The organism is Paenibacillus rhizolycopersici (assembly GCF_014947195.2).
Taxonomy (GTDB): Bacteria; Bacillota; Bacilli; order Paenibacillales; family Paenibacillaceae; genus Fontibacillus; species Fontibacillus rhizolycopersici.
In genome coordinates this window covers 56,933-78,224 of the sequence record NZ_JADCNN020000019.1, presented here as the reverse complement: position 1 = coordinate 78,224, position 21,292 = coordinate 56,933, and the positions used below count along the sequence as shown (strand labels likewise).

The 21,292-nt window shown below is 55.2% G+C and carries 19 protein-coding genes; 11 read left to right on the top strand and 8 right to left on the bottom strand.

Annotated elements, in window-relative coordinates; translation table 11 throughout:
* Positions 1–326: 326 nt before the first annotated feature.
* Positions 327–3,977, bottom strand: a complete 3,651-nt coding sequence (locus IM700_RS17910) for a DNA polymerase III subunit alpha (RefSeq protein ID WP_193418188.1) — start codon at positions 3,975–3,977, stop codon at positions 327–329.
* Positions 3,978–4,210: 233 nt separating this feature from the next.
* On the opposite strand from IM700_RS17910, the gene IM700_RS17905 reads away from it, so the two are divergent.
* The 3 genes from IM700_RS17905 to IM700_RS17895 all read left to right on the top strand — a co-directional run bounded on the left by IM700_RS17905 (position 4,211) and on the right by IM700_RS17895 (position 5,761).
* A complete protein-coding gene (locus IM700_RS17905) occupies positions 4,211–4,540 on the top strand; it encodes a YtrH family sporulation protein (protein WP_059046083.1) in 330 nt (109 codons plus the stop codon).
* Complete coding sequence (locus IM700_RS17900; RefSeq protein WP_155607179.1) at positions 4,537–5,037, top strand: sporulation membrane protein YtrI; 501 nt, start codon at positions 4,537–4,539, stop codon at positions 5,035–5,037. Before IM700_RS17905 ends, IM700_RS17900 begins: the two co-directional genes overlap by 4 nt.
* Before the next feature lie 424 nt (positions 5,038–5,461).
* A complete protein-coding gene (locus IM700_RS17895; RefSeq protein ID WP_155607178.1) occupies positions 5,462–5,761 on the top strand; it encodes a YtpI family protein in 300 nt (99 codons plus the stop codon).
* Positions 5,762–5,817: 56 nt separating this feature from the next.
* Here IM700_RS17895 and IM700_RS17890 read toward each other — a convergent pair whose 3' ends face one another.
* Positions 5,818–7,152, bottom strand: a complete 1,335-nt coding sequence (locus IM700_RS17890; protein WP_155607177.1) for a DRTGG domain-containing protein — start codon at positions 7,150–7,152, stop codon at positions 5,818–5,820.
* A 52-nt stretch (positions 7,153–7,204) separates the two neighbouring features.
* Positions 7,205–7,927, bottom strand: a complete 723-nt coding sequence (locus IM700_RS17885) for a YwiC-like family protein (protein ID WP_193418190.1) — start codon at positions 7,925–7,927, stop codon at positions 7,205–7,207.
* A 228-nt stretch (positions 7,928–8,155) separates the two neighbouring features.
* On the opposite strand from IM700_RS17885, the gene IM700_RS17880 reads away from it, so the two are divergent.
* From IM700_RS17880 to IM700_RS17870, 3 genes are read left to right on the top strand one after another with little or no spacing between them, the layout of a single operon-like run.
* Positions 8,156–8,389 (top strand): DUF2249 domain-containing protein, encoded by a 234-nt coding sequence (locus IM700_RS17880; protein WP_155607176.1) that lies wholly within the window; start codon positions 8,156–8,158, stop codon positions 8,387–8,389.
* Between the two features lie 17 nt (positions 8,390–8,406).
* Positions 8,407–8,766, top strand: a complete 360-nt coding sequence (locus IM700_RS17875) for a hypothetical protein (RefSeq protein ID WP_155607175.1) — start codon at positions 8,407–8,409, stop codon at positions 8,764–8,766.
* Positions 8,767–9,003: a DUF2249 domain-containing protein gene (locus tag IM700_RS17870; protein ID WP_155607174.1), complete on the top strand. Its 237-nt coding sequence runs from the start codon at positions 8,767–8,769 to the stop codon at positions 9,001–9,003. It begins immediately after the preceding gene.
* A 71-nt stretch (positions 9,004–9,074) separates the two neighbouring features.
* Here the strand turns inward: IM700_RS17870 and IM700_RS17865 are convergent, their stop codons facing one another.
* Entirely contained in the window at positions 9,075–10,181 is a 1,107-nt protein-coding gene (locus tag IM700_RS17865) for a TIGR04053 family radical SAM/SPASM domain-containing protein (protein ID WP_193418192.1), read from the bottom strand.
* A complete protein-coding gene (gene hemG, locus IM700_RS17860; RefSeq protein WP_193418194.1) occupies positions 10,172–11,611 on the bottom strand; it encodes a protoporphyrinogen oxidase in 1,440 nt (479 codons plus the stop codon). The genes IM700_RS17865 and hemG overlap by 10 nt, the downstream gene beginning before the upstream one ends.
* 173 nt (positions 11,612–11,784) lie before the next feature.
* Here hemG and ilvB point away from each other — a divergent pair, with 173 nt between their 5' ends.
* Positions 11,785–13,503 carry a biosynthetic-type acetolactate synthase large subunit gene (ilvB, locus tag IM700_RS17855; RefSeq protein WP_193418197.1) on the top strand — a complete coding sequence of 573 codons (1,719 nt, stop codon included), beginning with the start codon at positions 11,785–11,787 and terminating at the stop codon, positions 13,501–13,503.
* A 109-nt stretch (positions 13,504–13,612) separates the two neighbouring features.
* Here ilvB and IM700_RS17850 read toward each other — a convergent pair whose 3' ends face one another.
* The 3 genes from IM700_RS17850 to IM700_RS17840 form a co-directional block, all read right to left on the bottom strand.
* The gene (locus tag IM700_RS17850) at positions 13,613–13,906 is read right to left on the bottom strand and encodes a hypothetical protein (protein WP_193418199.1); all 294 of its coding nucleotides are present in this window, start codon (positions 13,904–13,906) and stop codon (positions 13,613–13,615) included.
* 138 nt (positions 13,907–14,044) lie between these two features.
* Complete coding sequence (locus IM700_RS17845) at positions 14,045–14,389, bottom strand: YlbF/YmcA family competence regulator (protein WP_155607169.1); 345 nt, start codon at positions 14,387–14,389, stop codon at positions 14,045–14,047.
* Between the two features lie 428 nt (positions 14,390–14,817).
* The gene (locus IM700_RS17840) at positions 14,818–15,981 is read right to left on the bottom strand and encodes a DUF445 domain-containing protein (RefSeq protein WP_193418201.1); all 1,164 of its coding nucleotides are present in this window, start codon (positions 15,979–15,981) and stop codon (positions 14,818–14,820) included.
* Positions 15,982–16,221: 240 nt separating this feature from the next.
* Between IM700_RS17840 and IM700_RS17835 the strand changes: the two genes are divergently transcribed.
* Genes IM700_RS17835 through IM700_RS17820 form a run of 4 tightly spaced genes read left to right on the top strand, consistent with a single transcriptional unit; the run spans position 16,222 to position 21,261 of the window.
* A complete protein-coding gene (locus tag IM700_RS17835) occupies positions 16,222–17,589 on the top strand; it encodes a YheC/YheD family endospore coat-associated protein (protein WP_193418203.1) in 1,368 nt (455 codons plus the stop codon).
* A 38-nt stretch (positions 17,590–17,627) separates the two neighbouring features.
* A complete protein-coding gene (locus IM700_RS17830; RefSeq protein WP_193418205.1) occupies positions 17,628–18,740 on the top strand; it encodes a YheC/YheD family endospore coat-associated protein in 1,113 nt (370 codons plus the stop codon).
* A gap of 23 nt (positions 18,741–18,763) precedes the next feature.
* Positions 18,764–20,140 carry a YheC/YheD family endospore coat-associated protein gene (locus tag IM700_RS17825; RefSeq protein ID WP_155607165.1) on the top strand — a complete coding sequence of 459 codons (1,377 nt, stop codon included), beginning with the start codon at positions 18,764–18,766 and terminating at the stop codon, positions 20,138–20,140.
* Positions 20,137–21,261: a YheC/YheD family endospore coat-associated protein gene (locus tag IM700_RS17820; RefSeq protein ID WP_193418207.1), complete on the top strand. Its 1,125-nt coding sequence runs from the start codon at positions 20,137–20,139 to the stop codon at positions 21,259–21,261. The genes IM700_RS17825 and IM700_RS17820 overlap by 4 nt, the downstream gene beginning before the upstream one ends.
* Positions 21,262–21,292 lie beyond the last annotated feature (31 nt).

The window sequence follows — 21,292 nt, the reverse complement described above, 5'->3', positions numbered from 1 at the left end:
CGCTAGCGGAAGGGGCCGATCGCTGGTGCTGACGGATGGTACTGATCGCTAGCGCTAACGAACGTGTGGATCATCGAGCTCTAACGGACCGTAGCGACGCTATTTGGCTATTTCCCGGTTATTTCCCAACGTAACGGACTCCACAGCCCTTATTGGGCACGATTCGGGAAAGAGCGGGCGGTTTGCGGGGAAATAACGTCTCTCAGGTCCGTTATTTTGACTAGTCCGACGTATCCAAAGAAATAACGTCGCTGGAGTCCGTTACAGCCATAAAAAAACCGGTCCTGCAACAAGTGCAGAACCGGTTAGGCATGGCGCAAAGCAAATCATCTAATCTTGACCGTGTCGGAGCCAAGCATCCGCTCCATTTCATCGATCAAGGCGGGCGAAGGCTTGATGCTGTAGCGCTCCGTCAAGGCCAGCAGCTTACCGGTGCTTTCGTAGAAGAGCACCGTCGCGACCGGGCCGGGATGCTGCTCCAGCAGCAGCTTGAGCCGCTCGAGCAGGCGCGCGTTCTCCGCCGCGGCCGTGATCTTGATGAAGACGCGCTGCGCCGGCGTCTTCTCCTGCTCGCGCCGCGCGCCCGGCGCAGGCGCGGATGGCGGCGCCGCCGCGGCCGCACCGCGTGCGCCGCCTTTGCCACCGGCAGCGGCGGCGCCTGCCCCGCGCCCGCGCGCCAAGCCGCGGCGCAGCTGGGCCAGGCTTTGCTCGCTCAGCGGTGCCACCTCGTCGGCCAGCAGCTTGAAGCCTTCGTCCTGCTGCTGGACGACGCCGCGCAGCGCGAGCAAAGCCCCTTTACTGACGTGGGCGGCCGAGCGCCGCCACACTTCTGGGAACAACACGACCTCGCAGCGTTCGATCTGGTCTTCCAGCTCCATGAACGCCATCGCTTTGCCCTGCTTGGTCGTGATCGTCTTCACGGACACGACCATCCCCGCCACGACCGCGCGGGACTCATCAGGCGCTTCGGCCAAGTCCATTAGCCGTTCCACGCCGTCTCCTTCCAGAAGCGCGTCGAAATCATCCAGCGGATGGCCGGACAAATACAGCCCCAGCAGCTCACGCTCCAGGTCCAGCTGCTGTCCGGCCGTAAACTTCGGCACGTCCGGATATTCGATATCCCAATTGGGCGACTCTACGAAATCAAACAGTTGAATCTGCAAATCATCCCGTTCTTTCCGCCATTTCAGCGCCGCTTCGACCGTCTCGTCCAGCATCGCCAGCAATTGCGCGCGATGACCCGGCAAGGCATCAAACGCCCCGCCTTGAATCAGCGACTCGATCACCCGCTTATTGCAGGTCCGCAAATCCACCCGCCGGCAAAAATCGAGCAAGCTGTCGAACGGACGCTCTTTCCGTTCTTTCAAAATACTTTCGATCGCCTGGGTCCCGACGTTTTTGATCGCGGCCAGGCCAAAGCGGATCACGCCGAGGCTCGGCGCCTCCTGCCCCGGTTTGGCGGCACCGTCCTGCGAACCGCCGCCGACCTCTACGACCTCAGCAGATCCAACGCTTGCCCCCGCCTGCGGCGTAAACAGCACATTGCTCTCGTTCACGTCCGGCGGAAGCACGACGATGCCCATCCGACGGCATTCCACAATGTATTCCGCTACCTTCCGATGGCTGCCGGTCACGGCGGTCAGCATCGACGCCATAAACTGCACCGGGTAGTGCGACTTGAGGTACGCTGTTTGGAAGGCCAGCACGCCATAAGCAGCCGCATGGGCGCGGGGAAAGCCGTAGTCGGCAAAGCGGACGATCATGTCGTATACCGCGTTCGCCTCGGCTTCACTATAGCCCTGCGCCTCGCTGCCGACGACGAAATGGCTTCGCTGCTCGTCGAGCACCTCGCGTTTTTTCTTGGACACCGCCCGACGCAGCAAATCGGCTTCACCCAGCGAAAAGCCCGCCATTTTGGAAGCGATCTGCATGATTTGCTCCTGGTACACGATGATACCGTACGTATCTTTCAGGATCGGCTCAAGATCCCGGTGCGGATATTCCACGCCGATCTGCCCATGCTTACTGGCGATGAATTTGGGGATGAACTCCATGGGACCCGGACGGTACAGCGCATTGACGGAAATGATGTCCTCGAATGCCGACGGCTTGAGCTCCTTCAGCACCCGCCGCATGCCCGTGGACTCCAGCTGGAACACGCCGGTCGTCTCTCCGCGGCCCAGCATCTCGTACGTTGCCGGATCGTCGTCCGGAACAAGCCGGAAATCGGGTGCGCTGCCCGCCTGCTCCTGGACCCAGTTCATGCAACGCTCGATAATGGACAAGGTGCGCAGCCCCAGAAAATCCATTTTAAGCAGGCCGATCGCTTCCAGGTTCTCCATGGAGTATTGCGTTAGTGCGGTACGCTCGCTGCCCGCCTGCAGCGGGACGGCATCGGTCAACGGGTCTCGCGAAATCACAACACCGGCGGCGTGAGTCGAGGCGTGCCGCGGCATGCCTTCCACTTTTTTCGCCATATCCAGCAGCTCCTTGACCCGCTCGGACCCGTCATACATTGCTTTCAGGTCCGGGCTTTCCTTCAGTGCACGTTCAATGGTCATCCCTAGGTGTCCCGGAATCAGCTTCGCCACTTTATCCACTTCACCAAAAGGCACATTCAGCGCCCGCCCCACGTCGCGGACCGCTGCGCGAGCCGCCATCGTCCCGAAGGTAATAATCTGGGCGACATGCTCTGCCCCGTATTTTTCGACCACATATGCAATGACCTCATCCCGCCGCTCATCGCTGAAGTCGATATCGATATCCGGCATCGTCACCCGCTCCGGGTTCAAGAACCGTTCGAAAAACAGTTTGTATTTGATCGGATCCACATCGGTGATTCGCAGCACGTAAGCGACCAAGCTGCCCGCGGAGGATCCCCGGCCCGGTCCGGTCGCGATCCCATTACGGTGAGCAAACGCGATAAAATCCCATACGATCAAGAAATAATCGGAGAAGCCCATATTGGCAATCGTCTCCAGCTCGTAACGCAGCCGCTGTTCCAGCTTCTCCCGCTCTGCCGGATCTTGCCAAATGTCCAGTTGACCATAACGTTCAACCAATCCTTGCTCACACAACTCCGCCAGGTAACTTCCCGCGGTTTGTCCCTCCGGAATCGGACGGTATGCCGGTAAAATATGCCGGTCAAACTCCAGCTCCAACTCGCAGGAATCGGCAATTTTCGCCGTATTGGCATACGCCTCCGGCAAATGAGGAAACAGCAAGGCCATTTCCGCGGCAGTTTTCAGATAAAGCTGATTGGTATGCATTTTAAGCCGGTCTTCGTCATCCACCGTTTTACCCGTACCCACGCAAATGAGCACGTCCTGCACCTCTGCGTCCTGTTGGCTCAAGTAATGTGCGTCATTGGTGACCACAAGCTGCGCCCCGATTTCCCCGGCCAATTGGACGAGTTGCGGATTCACTTTCTTCTGCTCGGGGATGCCATGGTCCTGAAGCTCCAGGTAAAAATCCTCGCCAAACGCCGCCTGATACCGTAGTGCGGCTTTTTTCGCTTCCTCATAATGGCCTCTCAGCAGATGGAAAGGGACCTCTCCGCCTAAACAGGCACTAAGACAGACCAGGCCTTCACGATGCCGTTCGAGCGCGTCCCAGTCGATTCGCGGCTTGTAATGGAAGCCCTCAAGGTGACCAATGGAGCTGAGCCTCATCAAGTTGCGGTACCCCGTCTCATTTTTGGCCAGCAAAATCAAGTGATGAATCGGCTGGTCCTGCCGGCTTCCCCGTTCCTTGCGCGAGCCTGCCGTAAAATACACCTCGCAGCCGATGATCGGCTTGATGCCGTGCTTTTTACACAATTTATAAAAAGGAACCGCGCCGTACATGACCCCGTGATCCGTCAGCGCCAGCGCCTTCATGCCGGAGGCCGCAGCCTTGGCAACGAGGTCCTCGAGCCGGGCGGCCCCGTCCAGCAAGCTGTATTCACTATGTACGTGCAAATGAACAAAGCTGTCCATGCGATCCCTTCCTTTCGGATTAATTTCACAAAGCTTAATCAGGTTCAACCGTCGGCTTTTCAGCGCCGAGAAGGTTGAATTCAAGATTCGATGTCGCATTCGCTCCCTGAACTGCTTCGCGATCAAAAGTCGACTTTAACACTACCTTTATTGAATATTTTATCATACATGGCTAGGCCTCGCCCATAGACTGGTAGAAAGACCGGACAAACCTCGGAAAGGGGCAAACGCGCATGAGTACGTTTTTGACCAAAGCGGTGATGGATTTCTTTATCGCCTTCGGGATCGTGGTGGGGGGCGCCATGGTGGGCGGCATCGGTGCCGTCGTTTCACTCCAGCCGCCAACGCACACGATGCTGGACATCGCCGACCGCATTAAAATATGGGCGCTCGCCGCTGCCGTAGGCGGCACGATCGACCCGATGCGGGTCATCGAGAGCAATTTTTTTGACGGGAACCTGTCTCCGGCCATCAAACAAATCTTGTACCTGCTGTTTGCCTTTCTCGGTGCGCATATGGGTTCGGAGCTGGTGCGTTGGATGTGCGGGGGAGGCCGGGGATGACCGAAGAGGCGAAACAGCCGAAGCTTACGGGCTTTCGCAGGTTTATGCAGTTTACCGCTGTGTTTATCCTCGGCATGGTCATGGGCAGCATCGTCTACAACGTGATCTATCAGACAAGCTACAATTTGCTTTGGATCCAGAACAAGGATCTCACGATCCAACTGCATCAGGCAGAAGAGGATATCCGGACATTAAAAAAATACAACAACCGCTCGACCGTCATCAAAGAGATTAAGGTTCGCGTGGAGGAACGAGATCCCCCGCTCGATTCGCTCGCGGTTAAAGAGGTGGCCGAGCAGCTTCATAACGAGTTGGAGGTGCTGCGGGGCCGCAATATTTTCGATATCGACTCCGATGCCAAAATGGCTCGAACGCTGTTGAACCGCAAAATCTATGTCGTGCGCGATAAGGAGTATAGTATTCAGATCAAAACGATGTTGGTGAGCGATGGGGTGTTGCAGGTTTGGGTGGATATGAGGCCCTATATTCGTCTCTAGCAAATCATGCTAAAATAGAGGTAATTAAAAAAAAGAATTTTGATCACGAAGCGGATGCATGGAGCGGGTTCGGCGTCGAATCTTGAATTCACCCGGGCTTTCCGCTGCTCACGTAGGCTTCTCCTACGCTCCGCTGCTCAATCCCTAGCTTCATCCAACCTTCTCGGTGCTGAAAATCCTTTTTTTAAATTTGATTGAACCGGTAATTAAAAAAGGATTTTGATCACGAAGCGGATTCACCATTTTATATGATTTTTCATATAGAAATGGGCCAAAATTGTTAAAAAGACCAATTCTATATGAAATTTCATATAGAATATCGATATTTTGGCTTTTGAGCGCGAATATATATGATTTTTCGAACACAATCCTGCGGGGAGGCTATCCCCCTAACATTATGTTTATAAAGGAGCTAGTTGAATCAATGATCCAAACCATCCAATACGTTCTTTACGCTATCCTGATCATCTGCTGCGTGGGCTCGGTCTTCTTCAGCTTCAAGTCGCGGCGTTCGCTCGATCCGCAAACGCGGGGGATGGCGGCCGCCAAAATGAACATCTTTATGGGCGTGATGCTGATCATTCTGGCCCTCATTCAAATGTTCATGTTTAGCGGTTCGACGCTGCGGGTTGTCATCGGCGCCGTGTTTATGGTGCTGGGGGCATTCAACATTTTTGCCGGCATCCGCAACCACGGCTTGTATGCAAGGCAGAAACAGGGATAACCTCGGCCGCTCCGCCGTTAGCTATCCCCGTCCCCTGTCGCTTACCTATCCCAACCTCACGCGTGGTCGATCGACTGCAACGTCATGACCGCCTTGGAGATGAGGGAGTCCTGATACGTCAACATGATCTCCAGCTTACAAGCCCGGCGGCTCATCTCCAGCAGCACAGGAGTGATGACTATCGGGTTTTCAATTTGCACCGGACGCACGAAATAGGTGGTGATATTGTCGACGACAAAGTCGCCGCCGCTGGTGTCCTTGGCCGCGCGAAGCCCCGCCTGGGTCATTAGCGAAGTCAGAACCCCGTGCGAAATCGTCCCCAAATCGGTGGACATCTGCGGCGTAATCATTCCGCGGAAAAATAACTTCCCCTCTTCGTCCCGCTCCTCGGCAAACCCATTCCACATCAAATGCTCAAACGTTTCGCCTAGCTGCGGCTGATTGCGCACGTCCCGCATGGCCTGCAGCACCTCACGACGCGTCACCGACGAGACCAGCTTCCGATTGCGGTCGACAACGGGCAAGAAATCGATTCCTTCCCATACCATGATTTGCGCGGCGGAAGCCAGCGATGTCTGCAGGCCGACGGTAATCGGATGGCGAGTCATACATTTCTCGATGGACTGGTCGCCGCTAAGCTCCTCGACATTCTTTCGGCTGACGATCCCGATGACCCGATTCCATTCATCCACGACCGGAAAATGCTGATTTCCCGTCTCCAATGACAACTGGTCGAAATCGGAAATGTTGCTCGTCGCCTTCAACATATTCACCCGCGGCTTGCGGCTGACGATGTCTTCCACGAGCATGATTTTCTTCTTGATCAAGCGGTCAAACAACGCGCGGTTAATCATGGAAGCGACGGTAAACGTATCATGACGCGATGAAATGATCGGCAAAGACAGCTTGTCCGCCAATGCCTTGACCTCGCGGCTCGTCCCGAAGCCCCCGGTGATCAGCACGCCGGCGCCTTGCTCCAGGGCCAGCGAATGGGCATTGTCGCGGTTCCCGATAATCAACAGGCTGCCGGCGTCGATGTATCTGGCCATGGCATCGATTTTCATCGCACCGATGACGTATTTGTTCAGCGTTTTGTCCAAGCCTTCCCCACCGCCGAGTACATGGCCCTCCACGATGTCCACCACGTCGCCAAAGGTTAACTGGTCGGAGATGTTCCGCGGCTTCTTCTCTACGCGAACGGTGCCGATCCGCTCCTTCGTAATGACGATCCCCAGGTTCTCCGCTTCCTTTACCGCCCGGTAAGCGGTGCCTTCGCTGACGCTCAGCGTTTTGGCCAGCTTGCGTACGGATATTTTCGTCCCGATCTTCAGTCCTTCGATATGCTGGAGCAGCTGTTCGTGTTTTGTGACGCTTTCCTCCGGTCCCTCCAACTGTTATACCCCCCTGCCCGAATCTGTACTATTCTGTATTCATTATACACCTTCAAGCGTAGGTCATCCAGACGGCGGCAAGAACGATAACAGAATAGACAATTTCCAGCATACCGGACGGTTTCGCGGTGATTCCTGTCCGCGGGAACCAGACCGCCCGTGCCAGCAATACCACTGCAGCCAGCCCCAATGCCGGAGACAGAAGCCAGAGCGCCAGAAGCGCCAGGACCAGATGATAGGCTACGGAATAGGAATAGAATCGCTTGTTATTCCGTTCGCGGATAATCGTTTTTACATAAAAGGCGGTTCCGATGAAGTACGCCGTGCTGATCAGGAACAATTCCATAGCCAGCCGGAGATCGGTCCCTCCTCCAAGTTTGTAGGAGATAAATACCATCAGGCTGAATTGCACGATAGCGGCAATATCGTTTAGCAAAGCGCGTTCTCGCTTTCGCTTGGCATAGAGGGCATTGATTGCAAACAGCGGAACGAAGAGGAACGCCATTAGCAGAACGATGGGACGGAACAGAACCAAAGCGGCCGCCGCAGGGACTAACAGCGCACCATAGAACAGCACCGGTTTGCGGAAGCGGGCCGCTTTTCCCGTCCGAATCCACTGCAACAGGGGAAACATCAGCAAATAGATCAGAAGCCAGCAAACAAACAACAGTCCGTGAATCGCCCCGGGGGTAGAGGCGAGCATCCCGAACAGAAACGGAACGACCAGCATCGCCCAGGCTCCGTGCTGATTGGGAATATAATCTCGGATTCGCACGTCATTGGTTCCTCCTTCATCTTCGTGTAAAGCCTAAATTACGGACATTATAATCAGTAGGCCTAAGCATCCCAGTGACAGGAATCACTGGAACCATGGCGTCTTCCGGACAAATCCAAACAGAAATTTTCACCGGCAATTGACTTGTGACTGATATCACAATCATTCTGCTTCCCGTTGATATAATGAGGTCGAATCGTTAAATTTTTAACTTTAGGAGGACTTCACATGAGTCAATTCAAAGCTACTGTCAACGCTACCGAATATCCGCCGCAGCTCAAGCATAAGACGATTTTTGCCGCTTACAATTCCTTGGAGCCGGGGGAAGCCATGCTGCTGATCAACGACCATGACCCGGTGCCGCTCCGTTTTCAGTTCGAAGCGATGCATCCCGGCGGTTTTACTTGGGAGTACATTGAGCAAGGGCCCGAGATGTTCCAGGTGAAAATCGGCAAAAATTAAAGCAGGGGGAATGCCCTATGGCTACGATTACGGTTATCGATGACAAGACGATCCAAATCGCCGTGGAACTGGAGGATGCCTTGCGCATGATTCAGGAAGCGGAGAGCAATCTCGAGCGGTACGCGGGTGAGATCCTCACGATCGCCGAGAAAATGCCGGAATTTCAATACACGTATTTCTGTTTCTACGCCTATGACACCGCCACCTTGTTTGAAAAAATGTTAGGGATCGATCCGAAGCAGTATTTGTCCTTCTCGCTGGATGCGCCGGACTCGTTCTTCTATACTCTTTACGGCGGCATGAAGGGACTTAGCGGTGCGGCACGGCTGTGCCAAGCGTTTGCAACCGAACGGACCGACGTGGAGGTGAATGTGTAAATGGCAGACCGCATTGTTGAACTCGACGTTCGCCCGTTTCTTCGCCGAGGCGAGGAACCGTTCAGTGTGATCATGGACACGGTCGGGAAGCTGGAAAAGGGCGAGACTTTCGTTCTGCACGCCACCATGAATCCCGTCCCGCTTCTAAAGGTGCTTGAAGGTAAGGGCTACAGCCATGCTTCCGAGCAATTGGCTGAGGATCATTGGAAAGTGACATTTGAACCTCTTCCATCCTAATGCCCATCCGTTGGATTTACAAGAATGAAAAGGAGGCCGATCGGCCTCCTTTTTGCATTGCGTGAATTTGCTCACGGTTGATCGTGACTGTTGTAGCCCCGAGGAATATAGGAGCAGTACGGATCGCTTTCCAAATAATCGCCGGTAACCGCATAGGCCCTTGCCCTGGAGCCGCCGCATAGCTCCTTGAATTCGCAGGCTCCGCACTTGCCCTTAAGCAAGGATTTATTTCTTAACTGCTGCAAAATCGGCGAATTTCGATAGATTTCCACCAACGAAGTGTCTCGGACACTTCCGCAATTCACCGGCAGAAAACCACTCGGATACACCTCGCCAATATGGCTGATAAATACGAATCCGTCTCCGTCGTTTACGCCTTTAGGCGATCGGCCGAGTACATCCTTTCGTTTGGGCGTTGCCGAGACCCCCTCTACGGAAGCGGCGATTCGCCTCTGCTGCTGCATGAATACCCGGCGGTAATGGGGCGCTTCCGTCGCTTTAATGCCGTAAGGCATCTCCCGTTGCAGGTCCGCCAGCCAAATCATCACCTGCTCATGCTCTTCCGGTGTAATCATGTCTTTCGTCATTCCCCGCCCCGTTGGTACAAGGAAGAACACGCTCCAGAGCACCGCCCCCATCCCTTTGACCGTTTCCGCGATTCGCGGCAGATCGTTCAGGTTATAACGGGACACCGTCGTGTTGATCTGAATCGGAATCTCCAGCTGTTGTAAATAACCGATCCCTCTGGTCGTCATCTCGAATGAACCCGGTGTGCCGCGGAAATGGTCATGGATCTCCGCCGTCGAGCCGTCTAGGCTAAACGCCCAGCGAGAAAGACCAACCTCCTTGGCTTTGCTTACGGCGGAGAAGGTAACCCTCGGCGTGGCACTTGGGGTCATGGAAACGGGCAATCCCTTCTCATGGATCGCATACCGCGCCAGGTCAAACAAATCCGGTCGCATGAGCGGGTCTCCCCCCGTAAATACAAAAAGCGGATCGTCCATTTCCGCGATTTCGTCGATAAGCTTCTTGCCTTCTTCGAAGGTCAGCTGTCTGGGATCGGGGTGATATTGAGCTTCCGCCCGGCAGTGCAGACATTTCAGCGCACAGGCTCTCGTCAATTCCCAAATGACGATAAAGGGATTCACGTTATAATCTTTATGCTGAATCAGTTGCATTTCGATTCATCTCCCAACCAAGTTAACGCCGCTTCCGCCGCTTCCTTCCCTTGACGAATGCAATCGGGGATCCCCACTCCGCCATACCCCGCTCCGCACACCATAACGCCGGGCATCACCTGCTCCAATTCGGCACGAAGCTCCTTCAGATGCTCCACATGACCAACCGGGTACTGCGGCATCGACTCCGGCAAAGCCGACATTTCGCAAAAGAGCGGTTCGGCTTCGATCCCCATCAGATCCTTAAGTTCAGCAGCCACGCGTCGACGGATCTCCGTCTCCGGCAGCTTCGTCCAGGCCTGGTCTCCCAAGCGGCCGATATACGCACGGAGCAGCACGCGTCCTTCCGGTGCCGTGTGCAGCCACTTGGAGGACGTCCACGTAATTGCCGTAACCATCCGCCCTTCCCCGCGCGGAATCAACACGCCGGAACCGTCCAAATCATGCTGGATCTCTTGTCGCCGGTAGGCAAAAGCCAGATTCGCGACCGAGACGTAACGGATCTTTTCCAAATAGGCCGCTGTTCGAACCTGATCCTGAAGTAGCCGGGCCGAGGCATAGGCCGGGGTTGCCAGGATGACGGCGTCCGCCTCCAAACGTTCGCCCCCAGATAGCTCCAATTCGTAGCGTCCCGCTTTCTTACTCATCCCGTCTACCGCTTGTCCCGTTATGACCTGCTCGCCTTGAAGCGCAGCGGCTAAACCGTAAGTAAGCACGTTCAATCCGCCCTCCAGCGTCAAAAACATGCTGTTATGCCCCCCCTTAGGCATTTCCTCTCGCGGCTTGGGGGAAGGTTGTTTTTTGCTCGCCAAGAGACCGAGAATCAAACTACGATGTTTACGCTCCATCTCCATAAACTGGGGGAACGTTGCTTCCAGGCTAAGCTCCGCCGTATCCCCGGCATAGATGCCAGCTAGCAGCGGCTCGGTCAGGTTCTCCAGCACTTCACGCCCCAACCGTCGATGAATGAAGCCGCCAAGCGATTCATCCCCGCCGCCGCGTCTGGCTGGTAGCACGAGGTCTAACGCGGCGCGCAGCTTGCCGGCCGGCGACAGCAGGCCGGTCTTCACCAATGGCCACATTTGCGTAGGAATACCGAGCATCAGCCCTGGCGGCATCGGGTGAAAGCGGCCATGATGCACAATGTAGTTCTTTTTGGCTAGCGGATTCGTTCCCACCAGCAAATGCTCTAAACCCAATTCCTTCGTCAACTCCAAAACAACGGTTTTCCGCGCGATGAATGAATCGGGGCCTTGCTCTATCGTAAAACCGTCCCGACGCAAGGTGCGAATGTTCCCGCCTAGCCGGTCCGTTTGCTCTATAATCGTTATTCCGGCGTCGATCCCCCGTTCGCGAAGCCACTTCCGGGCGTAATAAGCCGCGCTCAACCCGGAAATCCCCCCGCCGACCACCGCAATGTTTCTGCTCATGATAAGGTTTGCCCTCCTTTGAGCGGCGTGACTCTCCTGCGAGTCCAACCGTCTCATCATTGAATTCCTAGTAATCGTAACCCCTTGATCCGCGCCGTTTTATGACTGGAATCACTCCAAATGCAAACCCCTCGCGATAAAATGGTCAAAATTCCACCGGGAGGTAAGTTTAAATGAACAACATCCATGAAACCAAGTTACCCACCGCCAAAAACGGAGCGGAGCTGCTGATCGAGTGCTTGCGTGCGGAACAGGTCGACACGATCTTCGGATATCCCGGCGGTGCGGTCATTCCGATCTACGATGCGCTGTACGATTGCCTAGAAATCCATCATATTCTAACCCGGCATGAGCAAGCCGCCGTGCATGCGGCGGACGGATATGCCCGAGTCACGGGACAGGCCGGGGTCGCGCTCGTCACCTCCGGGCCAGGGGCGACAAATGCGGTCACGGGTATCGCTAACGCCTATATGGACTCGGTCCCGATGGTTGTGCTGACGGGTCAGGTTTCCACCGACCTGATCGGTCGGGACAGCTTCCAGGAGGTCAATATTTACGGAATGACGATGGACGTGACCAAACATAATTATTCCGTGATGGACATCCGCGATTTGCCTCGAATCGTCAAAGAGGCTTTCCATCTCGCGGTCACCGGGAGACCTGGGCCTGTGCTTATCGATCTGCCCAAAAACATCATGACCGCCCGTACAGACCAAAGGCCCGCCATCGAAGTTCATATTCGCGGATACGAACCCCAATCCGAGATCAGCGAAGAGGCCGTGCGGCTCATTGCCGGCAAGATCGAGTCCTCCCGCCGCCCGGTCCTCGTGGTAGGCGGCGGCGCAGCGGCATCCGGCGCCGCCGAGCAGCTGCGCCAGCTAGCGGAAACTGCGCAAATCCCGGTTGCCACTACGCTGATGGGCATCGGCGCCTTCCCGTCCCGCCATCCGCTCTATCTCGGGATGCTGGGAATGCACGGCACCTATGCCGCGAACCGAGCGGTCCATCATGCGGATTTGCTGATTTGCCTCGGCACGCGGTTAAACGATCGGTTATCCGGCAATGCGAAATCGTTCGCCCCTAACGCCTGGAAGATTCATGTGGACATCGATGATGCCGAGCTGGACAAGAACATTCCCGTGGAGCTTAAGCTCTGCGGGGATATCGGAAAGTTGCTGCGGAGGTTGAACGCTTACGTGAAAGGGCCCGAGAAGACCGATTGGCCGGAGGAAACGGCCGGATGGCAGAGGAAGGTGCCGCATTATAGCGATGAGGCTGCAGGATCGTTGAATCCACAGGAGGTCATTCGGCTGATCGATAAGCATACCCAAGGTAACGCGGTGGTGGCAACCGATGTCGGGCAGCATCAAATCTGGACCGCCCATCACTACCGGTTCTCCCGCCCCCGATCCTTCCTCACTTCGGGAGGTTTAGGTACGATGGGCTTCGGCTTCCCGGCTGCGATTGGCGCGGCCATTGCCCTGGGCGGGCCCGCCGCCCCGCCGGTCGTCTGCATCACTGGGGACGGCAGCTTCCAAATGAATCTGCAGGAGATGATGACGGCCGTCGATTACGGCTTGCCGGTCAAAATCGCCATCCTAAACAATGGCTATTTGGGGATGGTCCGGCAATGGCAGCAGTTGTTCTATGAACGACGATATTCCTCCGTGCACATCACATCCCCCGATTTTGTCGCTTTTGCCGGCGCATACGGGGTTCCCGGGCTCCGGGCGCAGACGCCGGAAGAAGCCGATGCGATCATCCAACAGGCGCTGGCCCTCCCCGGCCCCGTTCTGATGGAATTTAATGTTCGGGAAGAGCAAAACGTGTATCCGATGGTTCCGCCGGGAGCAGGCAACGATCAAATGCTGACCGGCGACGGCGAGAATTAGTGCCCCCGGCAAGTACAAACGTAAAAAGGGACTGTCCTGGAAGAATGGTGATCTTCCAAGACAGTCCCTGTCCATTTTCTGGCCAGCCGTCAGTTCCGTTGCCTGCCACTTATGCATTTTCGCCGCGTTTGCCGTCCTCCTGCCATTGGAGCTCCCATTCACGGTATTTCGCCCGCCGGATTCGATCCAGCTCGCGTTGCTTCTCCTCCCCTACGCCTAAGAGGAAATGCAGGTGCGCCCCGATCACGAGGAACGCAAACCCTGCCCACACCGCGCCAAACAGCGACACCCAACCAGCTCCAGGTTCAAAAGAAATCATAGGCAGCGCATATATGAGCATCGCCAATGCCAGAATCAGATAAACGACATGCTTCCATTTGCTTGGTTTTTTTACGGTTTTCATCTTCCGCAGCTCCTTTATTTCATAGATTACGAGATATGAGATTCGGTTCGTTGTACCTTGTCTCTTCTATCTCTATGAACGGAGCTGAAGGAATATGATAGAAACTTGCAAATGGAGGATACGAACGGAAACGGGGATTTAGATCCCCGAGCCGTACAAGTGAGCTAGACTATCCGTAATAATTTTGTTGACGTCCTGAATGATCACACTTAGGCGACGTTCGGCGTCAAACAAACGACGGATATTAAGGTTCAAACTCAGCACCTCGAACTGTTTCTCCATCCGTTCCATTTCTTCCTGCGACGGCATTTCTCCAGTCATCATTCGTTGCTGCACTTCATTTTGGCGAACCCGGAATTCATCCAGCATCCGTTTGCTCTCGGGATCAGCATCCACCAGCTTCATCGCGGCTGTAATTTCGTTAACCTCTGGGCTGTCCTTCAAGGCAGCCGCCAGTTCATGCGCTTTGTCGTAAATGTTCATTGATAAACCTCCAAATTTTATTTTAGGGTATAAGCAGCCTTAGGGCGGGCCTGCTCCGTACTATATTGGGCGAACGATGTAACACCCTGGGCTAATGTCGCAACAACAACAACTACTACTACTACTACTACTTGCGCTAACGCTGATCAGGATGCTTATTTGCCCAATAATCAAGGGTTTCCACATGTAACGCGGATCAGACACCTTATTGGGTTGGAACGACCCCCGTTTTATGCAAAAATCGGGAAATAAGCCTTACAGCAAGCGTTAGAATTTTCTTTTCCTCTTTTCGGCTCAAATCGCGTTCCTCATAAGCGTTAGACAAAAGATTCGTTGTTGTTACATTGTCACTACTACTACGCACGCGCCATGGCAAGCCCGATCTTGCAGCCCGGGCAGTTCAACAGGCAGTTTTCCGCCCTATCCACCTATCCCATCCACAGCATCAGCAGCGACTGGAATAAACCGATAATTCCGCCAAGCAATACGCCGAGCCAGGTAATGGCGCGAAATTCCTTGCCCGAGACGCTGAGGATAACCTCCTCCAGGCGTTCCACCGGAAATTTCTGCACCTGCTCCTCGACGAGGCCCGGCAAATCAACCGCCTGCATCGCCGCGGGAATTCCCTTGGCGATGAGGCGCAGCAGCCGCTCCGTCAGCACCGGAACCATCGCGATGACCTGCGTTTTCCACGGTTCGATCAACGAGCGGAGCGGCAGATTCTCCGCCTGCTCCAGCCACCGTTCCAGCGGCAGCTGCTCCAGCTTGCCGCCTAACCAATGAAGCGCCTCCTCGCCGGTCAAAGCGGCTAACAGTTCCGCCACCGGCTTCTCGCCGTACAGCTCCAGACGGGATTCGATCGCCCGGGCCGTTTTGCTCACGGCCTCTTCGCCGCGCAGCGCTTGAACGAGCGCCGGGGTCATTTTTTGAACCAATTTATCCTCATCCATAAAGATCGCGGCCATCGTACCGAGGAATCCGCCTGCCTTGTCCATCATCCCCGCCGCCATTCTCGACAGCATTCGCTGTCCGCTGGCAGACAACAATTCCTCCTCAACAACGCCCAATAATGCTCCGGCCAGAGCGGCGCTCCAGGCCTTACGGTTCTCTTCGGACCATCCGGGAACAAGCCGCTTTAGCGGCAGCTCCCCCAGTTCCGAATGTTCCCACAGTCGAGTCAAACCCCGCATGGCCGTTTCTCTAACCCCGGTCGCCAAGCGAGTTTTCAGCGCTTCATATTCCGCCTCGCTCCATACGCGCATCGCGGCTTGCCGCAGCGTCGACTCGCTGGAGCCTAGGCGTTCAACGATGCCGCGCAAGGCGTTATCCGCCTTGCTCCGGAACTCTGGGCGCTGCACCGTTTCCTGCAGCCCTTCGGCTGTCACGAGATACTCCGCCACGACCTGGCCAAGCGACTCGGCGATATCATCGCGGCGTTTCGGAATGAGTCCCGGCGTAAAGGGGACGTGAAACTTACCAATATGTATGGGGTTGCGCGGATGGAACAGCATTTTAATCGCAAAGTGATTGGTGACACCGCCAACAAAAGCTGCCACTGTAACGCTTACCAACACGTAAAGCCAATCGGGCATCCTTCCTCCACCTTCTTTCTCTTAGGCTGCCGCCCTAACTATCTCCCGCGAAATCCGCCCTCGGACCGCGCCCGGCAAGGAAAAGGACGGTTTATCCCTTCGCCTTAGGGCCGCCGAAAACGGGCATAGGTTAATCACCAAGGATTCTATGTCCTCATATGATGCATTACACGCATTTAACGCAGATGATCTTTACTTGCATCCAAGACTCTAGCTTAGCTTGGAAGGAGATCCGCATTCATGCCCTCCAAAAAAATTACGGTACAAATCATGAGTCCGGGCATTCTTGAAGACGACATTCTCGTGCTTGGAGACATGCTGATCAAACAATGGAAAATCCCGACGCATCTTCCGCTTCTGCTCACCTTCGGATCATTCCGGCACCGCGTCAAAGTTATTCCTTTATCCAGATCCGACGGAGTTCGCATGAGTTCCAGTCTAGCAAGCAAAATGGGGATCCCGCCGCGATCGTCGCTGCGTCTCATCTACCGGCCGCATTCCTCCACCCTTCAATTGGGTCCGCTGCTAGGCATACTGCTCAGCCAGGACTTCCCCGGCAATCCGGAAAGGCCGTTTGGCCAGATGACCTTGTTCTGTAAGGAGCTCGTTAACGCCTGCTCGCGCCAAGGGGTTTTCGTTTACTTCTTCACGCCTAAACACATCGGCACAAGCACAGGCCAGGTCTCGGGCTGGGTCTATGGCAACGGGTGGAAGCAAACCCATCTGCCTGCCGCAGACGTCTTCTATAACCGGCTGAATTCGCGGAAATTGGAGAATAAACCTAGCGTACAGCATTTTATGAAAGAAGTAAAATCCCGCTACGGGAGCCATTTTTTCAACGAAAAATATCTCGACAAAACCGAAGTGTTCGACGCCCTGGGTCGAGACACTTCCGTACAGCGCTACTTACCGGAATCCCATCTGTTCCGTAATTACGCCATGCTGAAAGCGATGTGCGCCAAATATCCGGTCGTCTTCCTGAAACCGATTAAAGGAAGCCTAGGCAAGGGGATCATCCGCATTTCGCGGCTCGAAGGCGGAGCCTTTCAGACGTTAACCGCCCAGGTTGGCGGCACGCGGCGGCAGGTTTACCCGAATCTCAACAAAGTATTTACATCGCTCTCCGGCAAAATGAAGGCGACCCGCTACCAGATCCAGCAGGGGCTTCATTTGATCGAGGTGGATCATCGGCCGGTGGATTTTCGTGCGCTGGTTCAGAAGAACATCTCCGGCAAATGGAACACGACCTCCATTGTGGCACGGATTGCCGGAAGTCAGCATTTCGTCTCCAACCTGGCCCGCGGCGGTACCCTCAGCACGGTGAAAGACGCGATCGCCCGCAGTTCGCTGCCGCAAGGGGTTAAAGGTAAAGTCGCCGCGAAGCTGAAGAAAGCGGCCCTGGATATCGCCCAGAGTGTCGATGCGCAAATTCCGGCCCACTTCGGGGAGTTCGGTATCGATTTGGCCGTAGAAACAAGCGGCCGGGTGTGGCTGCTGGAGGTCAACTCCAAGCCATCCAAAAATGACAACACCCCAATGGGCGAAGGCAAAATTCGACCTTCGGTTAAGCAAGTGATTGAATACACCCGTTATTTGTCCGGCTTTTAAACGTAACCCTTAGGGCCTCTTGGAAGGAGGGATTCCGCATGAACAAGACACCACAAGGGACCATTGGGATCCTAGTCGCCGAAAGCGACGGGCCATATCCATTCGCGGAAGCCGCGTTCTGTCGCAGATTATGCCATATCGGTGAAAAGCAGGGCCTCTCTGTAATGGTCTTCTGCTTAGGCTGGATCGCATCAGGGAATGCCGTTGGCATTCCGTCCTACACCTTTGAACATGGGACCTGGATTCGCAAATGGTCCCCCAGGCCGGACATTATTTACGACCGCTGCCTAACCCATGACCGCAAACAACAGCTGCGCAAGCATCGCCTGCTCGAGCGGTTGGCCACCGAGCATCCCTTCGTCTACCTGGCCCGAGGGCTCGCGGGCAAATGGGTGGTCTACCAAGCCCTGCTCGAATGTCCGGAGGTCGCCGAGCATTTGCCAGAGACGGTGCTTTATCAAGGGCAGGTCCAGCTGGACAAATGGCTGCAAACCCATGACGGTGAAGCGTTCTTGAAACCTCGTAACGGAACGCATGGAAAACGGACGATGCTTGTCAAATGGCTTCCCCCCCGCGATGAAGTCAGGGTGATGGGCCGGAGCGGACGAAATACGATGTTTCGGCGCCGTTTTCTCACCAAACAAGCCGGGCTCGATTGGGTTGACCGATTTACCGGAAGACGCCCCTTCCTGATTCAGCCGTATTTGCAGCTGAACAGCTCAGAAGGCGAGCCATTTGACGTGCGTGTCCTCATGCAGAAGAATGCCAAAGGCGAATGGAGCTTGACGGGGATGGCGGCACGCGTCGGTCGTAAAGATTCGCTTACCTCCAATCTGCATGGAGGGGGTACTGCCCACCGGGCGCTGCCTTTTCTCATCCGAGAACTCGGAGACCAGGGCGGCAAAGCCGCTGAAGCAGCGATCCGCAAATTGTCACTCTTGATTCCGGCCTATCTGGAGACCCGTTTCGGCAGGCTGGCGGAACTGGGCCTTGACTTCGGCGTAGACCGCCAAGGCTGCGTTTGGGTGCTGGAGGTCAACTCCAAACCGGGGCGCTCCTCGTTCTTTCGGATCGGCGATCCGGAAACCGCCAGAAGGTCGCTGGAGAATCCGATTGGCTATGCCCGCTATTTACTGCTGAGCAAACCCTGATCACTTTTAGGAGGATAAAATCCATGAGTTTGACTTTTTGCAACGTCCATTTCACGCAAGCCCCCGAACGGGTGGTTTACGTGTCAGGGGCTCTAATGAAGAATCTGAAGCTGTCCGGAAAAAAGTCGCTGCATCTAAGACTCGGCGGAGAACGCGTTCCCGCCACCATCAAACGAATTAATAAAGCGGGAAAACATCTCTATCTGGCCAGCGGCGTACGCAGAGGCATCAAGATCCCCAAGCCCGGCGGCGTCTACCTCCGAAGCCTTCAAGAGGGGGAAGTGCAGATCGGCCCGCTCATCGGCGTCTTGTCCGATGGCCCGGTGTCCTCGCAGACCAATCCGTTCGGTTCACGCACCGGTTTCATTAAACAACTGCTCAGGCAGGGAAGCAAGATCTCTTATATTTTTGCGTTCACCCCGCGGGACATCCATTGGGAGGACGATACCGTGACCGGGTACTTTCTAAACGAGGCCGGCCGATTCACACGGAAACGGGTGCCGCTGCCCGACGTTGTATACAATCGTCTTCCCAGCCGCCGTGCCGAAACAACAAGCTCGATCAATCAGCTGCGGGAACGGTTCGTTCGCCGGAAGATCCCTTTTTTCAACTGGAGCTTCTTCAATAAATCCGATATCTACCGCTTGCTGGAGAAAGACACCAGTGTCGTCCGCTACGTTCCCGAGTCGATCATGAGCCCGACGCCCGAGCAAATTAAGGAGATGCTGGATAGGCACTCCCTCGTTTATTACAAGCCAAACAGCGGCAGCCTTGGCAATGGGATCTACCGCCTTTCCTATATCCCGAGAAGCGGTTACTACGCCAGGTATCGGAAAAACGGACGCAACGCCTTGCTGCGCTTCTCTTCCTTCGCCAGCTTGATGCGTACGCTGCAAGCCAGACACGGCCGGGCGCTCCGCGGTTACGTGGCCCAGCAGGGTATTCGCCTGATCGAAATCGACAGCTGTCCAATCGATTTCCGGTTCCACATGCATAAGAATGGGAGAAACCAATGGGTCGTCGTTGGGATCGGGGCGAAAAAAGCCGGCAAAGGCAGCGTCACGACTCACTTGAAGAACGGGGGCTCCCTGCTTACACCGGATCAAGCGCTCAGCAGAGCGTTTGGGGCGCGCGCCGATGAAGTGCTACGGAACGCCAAGTCCGTTGCGATCACGCTAGCCGAAGCGATCGAATCCCATCAACAGCATCTGATCGGCGAGATTGGTTTTGATATCGGGATCGACCGGGAGGAGAAGATATGGATGTTCGAAGCCAACGCCAAGCCGGGGCGTTCGATCTTCAAGCACCCTTCGCTCCGGGCGGAAGGGAAGGCGTCGGTGGACCATATCTTGGATCATTGTCTCTACTTGAGCAAATTCCGGAGGAGGGATGGCTCATGAGCAATCCGCTCTTGAGCGAGAAGAAGCCGGTCGTCGCCGTGTTAACGGTGGATGATAACGACAAGCTGTTCCGCGGAAACCGCAGCAACTTCAGGGATCTCGTCAAAACCGGGCAGGAGCTGGAATATCCCGTTTATGTCGTAACGGCCAAAGACTTGAAGCTTGGCTCCAAACGTGTTCAAGGCTATTTTTTCCATCCGGAGGACAAAGCGTGGAAGAAACAATGGTTCCCCTTGCCCGATGTCATCTACAACCGCATTCCGCTGCGGGAGGATGAGAAGAAACCGGAGGTGCGCCGTAAAATCGACGAGGTGATCCAGCACGAGTCCATCCATCTCTTTAATCCCTTCTTTTTCAATAAGCGGCGCTTATTTGAATGGCTGAAGAAAGGTCGGTCTACCAAGACGCTTGTGCCGGATACGAAGAAAATGATAGGTCCCAAAACCCTGGCCGCTATGCTGGAGAAATTCGGTAGCCTATACCTTAAGCCGGAAAGCGGCAAAGCCGGCAAGGGCATTATGCTGTTGCGGCTGGATGCCAACGATATCAAGCCATACCGTCTCACGATTCAAGGAAAACGACGCCGAAACGTCGTATATAAGACCGCCAAGCTCCCCCTGTTATGGAGAAGAATCAAGAAGGAGGCCGGCGATACACCGTACATCATGCAGGAAAGCATTGAACTGACGTCCTTTCGGGGCCGCCACTTCGACATGCGCGTGCTCGTGCAAAAAAACGGCAAAGGCATCTGGATGGTGACCGGGATTGGCGCTCGTCTGGCCGGGCCGAAACGGATTACGACTCATGTCCCTCAAGGCGGCAGCATCGAGGATCCGGAAAAGATGCTTCTGCCGGCTTTCGGGCCCGAGATGACGGCACTCCTCCTAAGTCGGATCAAATCCAGTGCCCTCTTGATCGCCAAGCAGATCGAGAAGGAATCCAGCTACCTGCTCGGAGAAATGTCCATGGATTTAGGGGTCGACACAGACGGCCGTCTTTGGTTCTTTGAAGCGAACGCCAAGCCGATGAAGTTTGATGAGCCGCATATCCGCAAAAAATCGCTGGAGAGGATTTTCCAATATAGCCAATATTTGTCCCGCCAGCCGAAATCCAAAGCGTAAACGTGAAAAAATTCTACCTTATAGGAGGTCG

Coding starts and splice junctions, on each gene's coding strand:
- IM700_RS17880 (WP_155607176.1), top strand. CDS start 8,156: ATGAGTCAATTCAAAGCTACTGTCAACGCTACCGAATATCCGCCGCAG.
- IM700_RS17910 (WP_193418188.1), bottom strand. CDS start 3,977: ATGGACAGCTTTGTTCATTTGCACGTACATAGTGAATACAGCTTGCTG.
- IM700_RS17845 (WP_155607169.1), bottom strand. CDS start 14,389: ATGAACATTTACGACAAAGCGCATGAACTGGCGGCTGCCTTGAAGGAC.
- IM700_RS17840 (WP_193418201.1), bottom strand. CDS start 15,981: ATGCCCGATTGGCTTTACGTGTTGGTAAGCGTTACAGTGGCAGCTTTT.
- IM700_RS17865 (WP_193418192.1), bottom strand. CDS start 10,181: ATGCAACTGATTCAGCATAAAGATTATAACGTGAATCCCTTTATCGTC.
- IM700_RS17835 (WP_193418203.1), top strand. CDS start 16,222: ATGCCCTCCAAAAAAATTACGGTACAAATCATGAGTCCGGGCATTCTT.
- IM700_RS17895 (WP_155607178.1), top strand. CDS start 5,462: ATGATCCAAACCATCCAATACGTTCTTTACGCTATCCTGATCATCTGC.
- ilvB (WP_193418197.1), top strand. CDS start 11,785: ATGAACAACATCCATGAAACCAAGTTACCCACCGCCAAAAACGGAGCG.
- IM700_RS17825 (WP_155607165.1), top strand. CDS start 18,764: ATGAGTTTGACTTTTTGCAACGTCCATTTCACGCAAGCCCCCGAACGG.
- hemG (WP_193418194.1), bottom strand. CDS start 11,611: ATGAGCAGAAACATTGCGGTGGTCGGCGGGGGGATTTCCGGGTTGAGC.
- IM700_RS17875 (WP_155607175.1), top strand. CDS start 8,407: ATGGCTACGATTACGGTTATCGATGACAAGACGATCCAAATCGCCGTG.
- IM700_RS17905 (WP_059046083.1), top strand. CDS start 4,211: ATGAGTACGTTTTTGACCAAAGCGGTGATGGATTTCTTTATCGCCTTC.
- IM700_RS17850 (WP_193418199.1), bottom strand. CDS start 13,906: ATGAAAACCGTAAAAAAACCAAGCAAATGGAAGCATGTCGTTTATCTG.
- IM700_RS17830 (WP_193418205.1), top strand. CDS start 17,628: ATGAACAAGACACCACAAGGGACCATTGGGATCCTAGTCGCCGAAAGC.
- IM700_RS17900 (WP_155607179.1), top strand. CDS start 4,537: ATGACCGAAGAGGCGAAACAGCCGAAGCTTACGGGCTTTCGCAGGTTT.
- IM700_RS17870 (WP_155607174.1), top strand. CDS start 8,767: ATGGCAGACCGCATTGTTGAACTCGACGTTCGCCCGTTTCTTCGCCGA.
- IM700_RS17820 (WP_193418207.1), top strand. CDS start 20,137: ATGAGCAATCCGCTCTTGAGCGAGAAGAAGCCGGTCGTCGCCGTGTTA.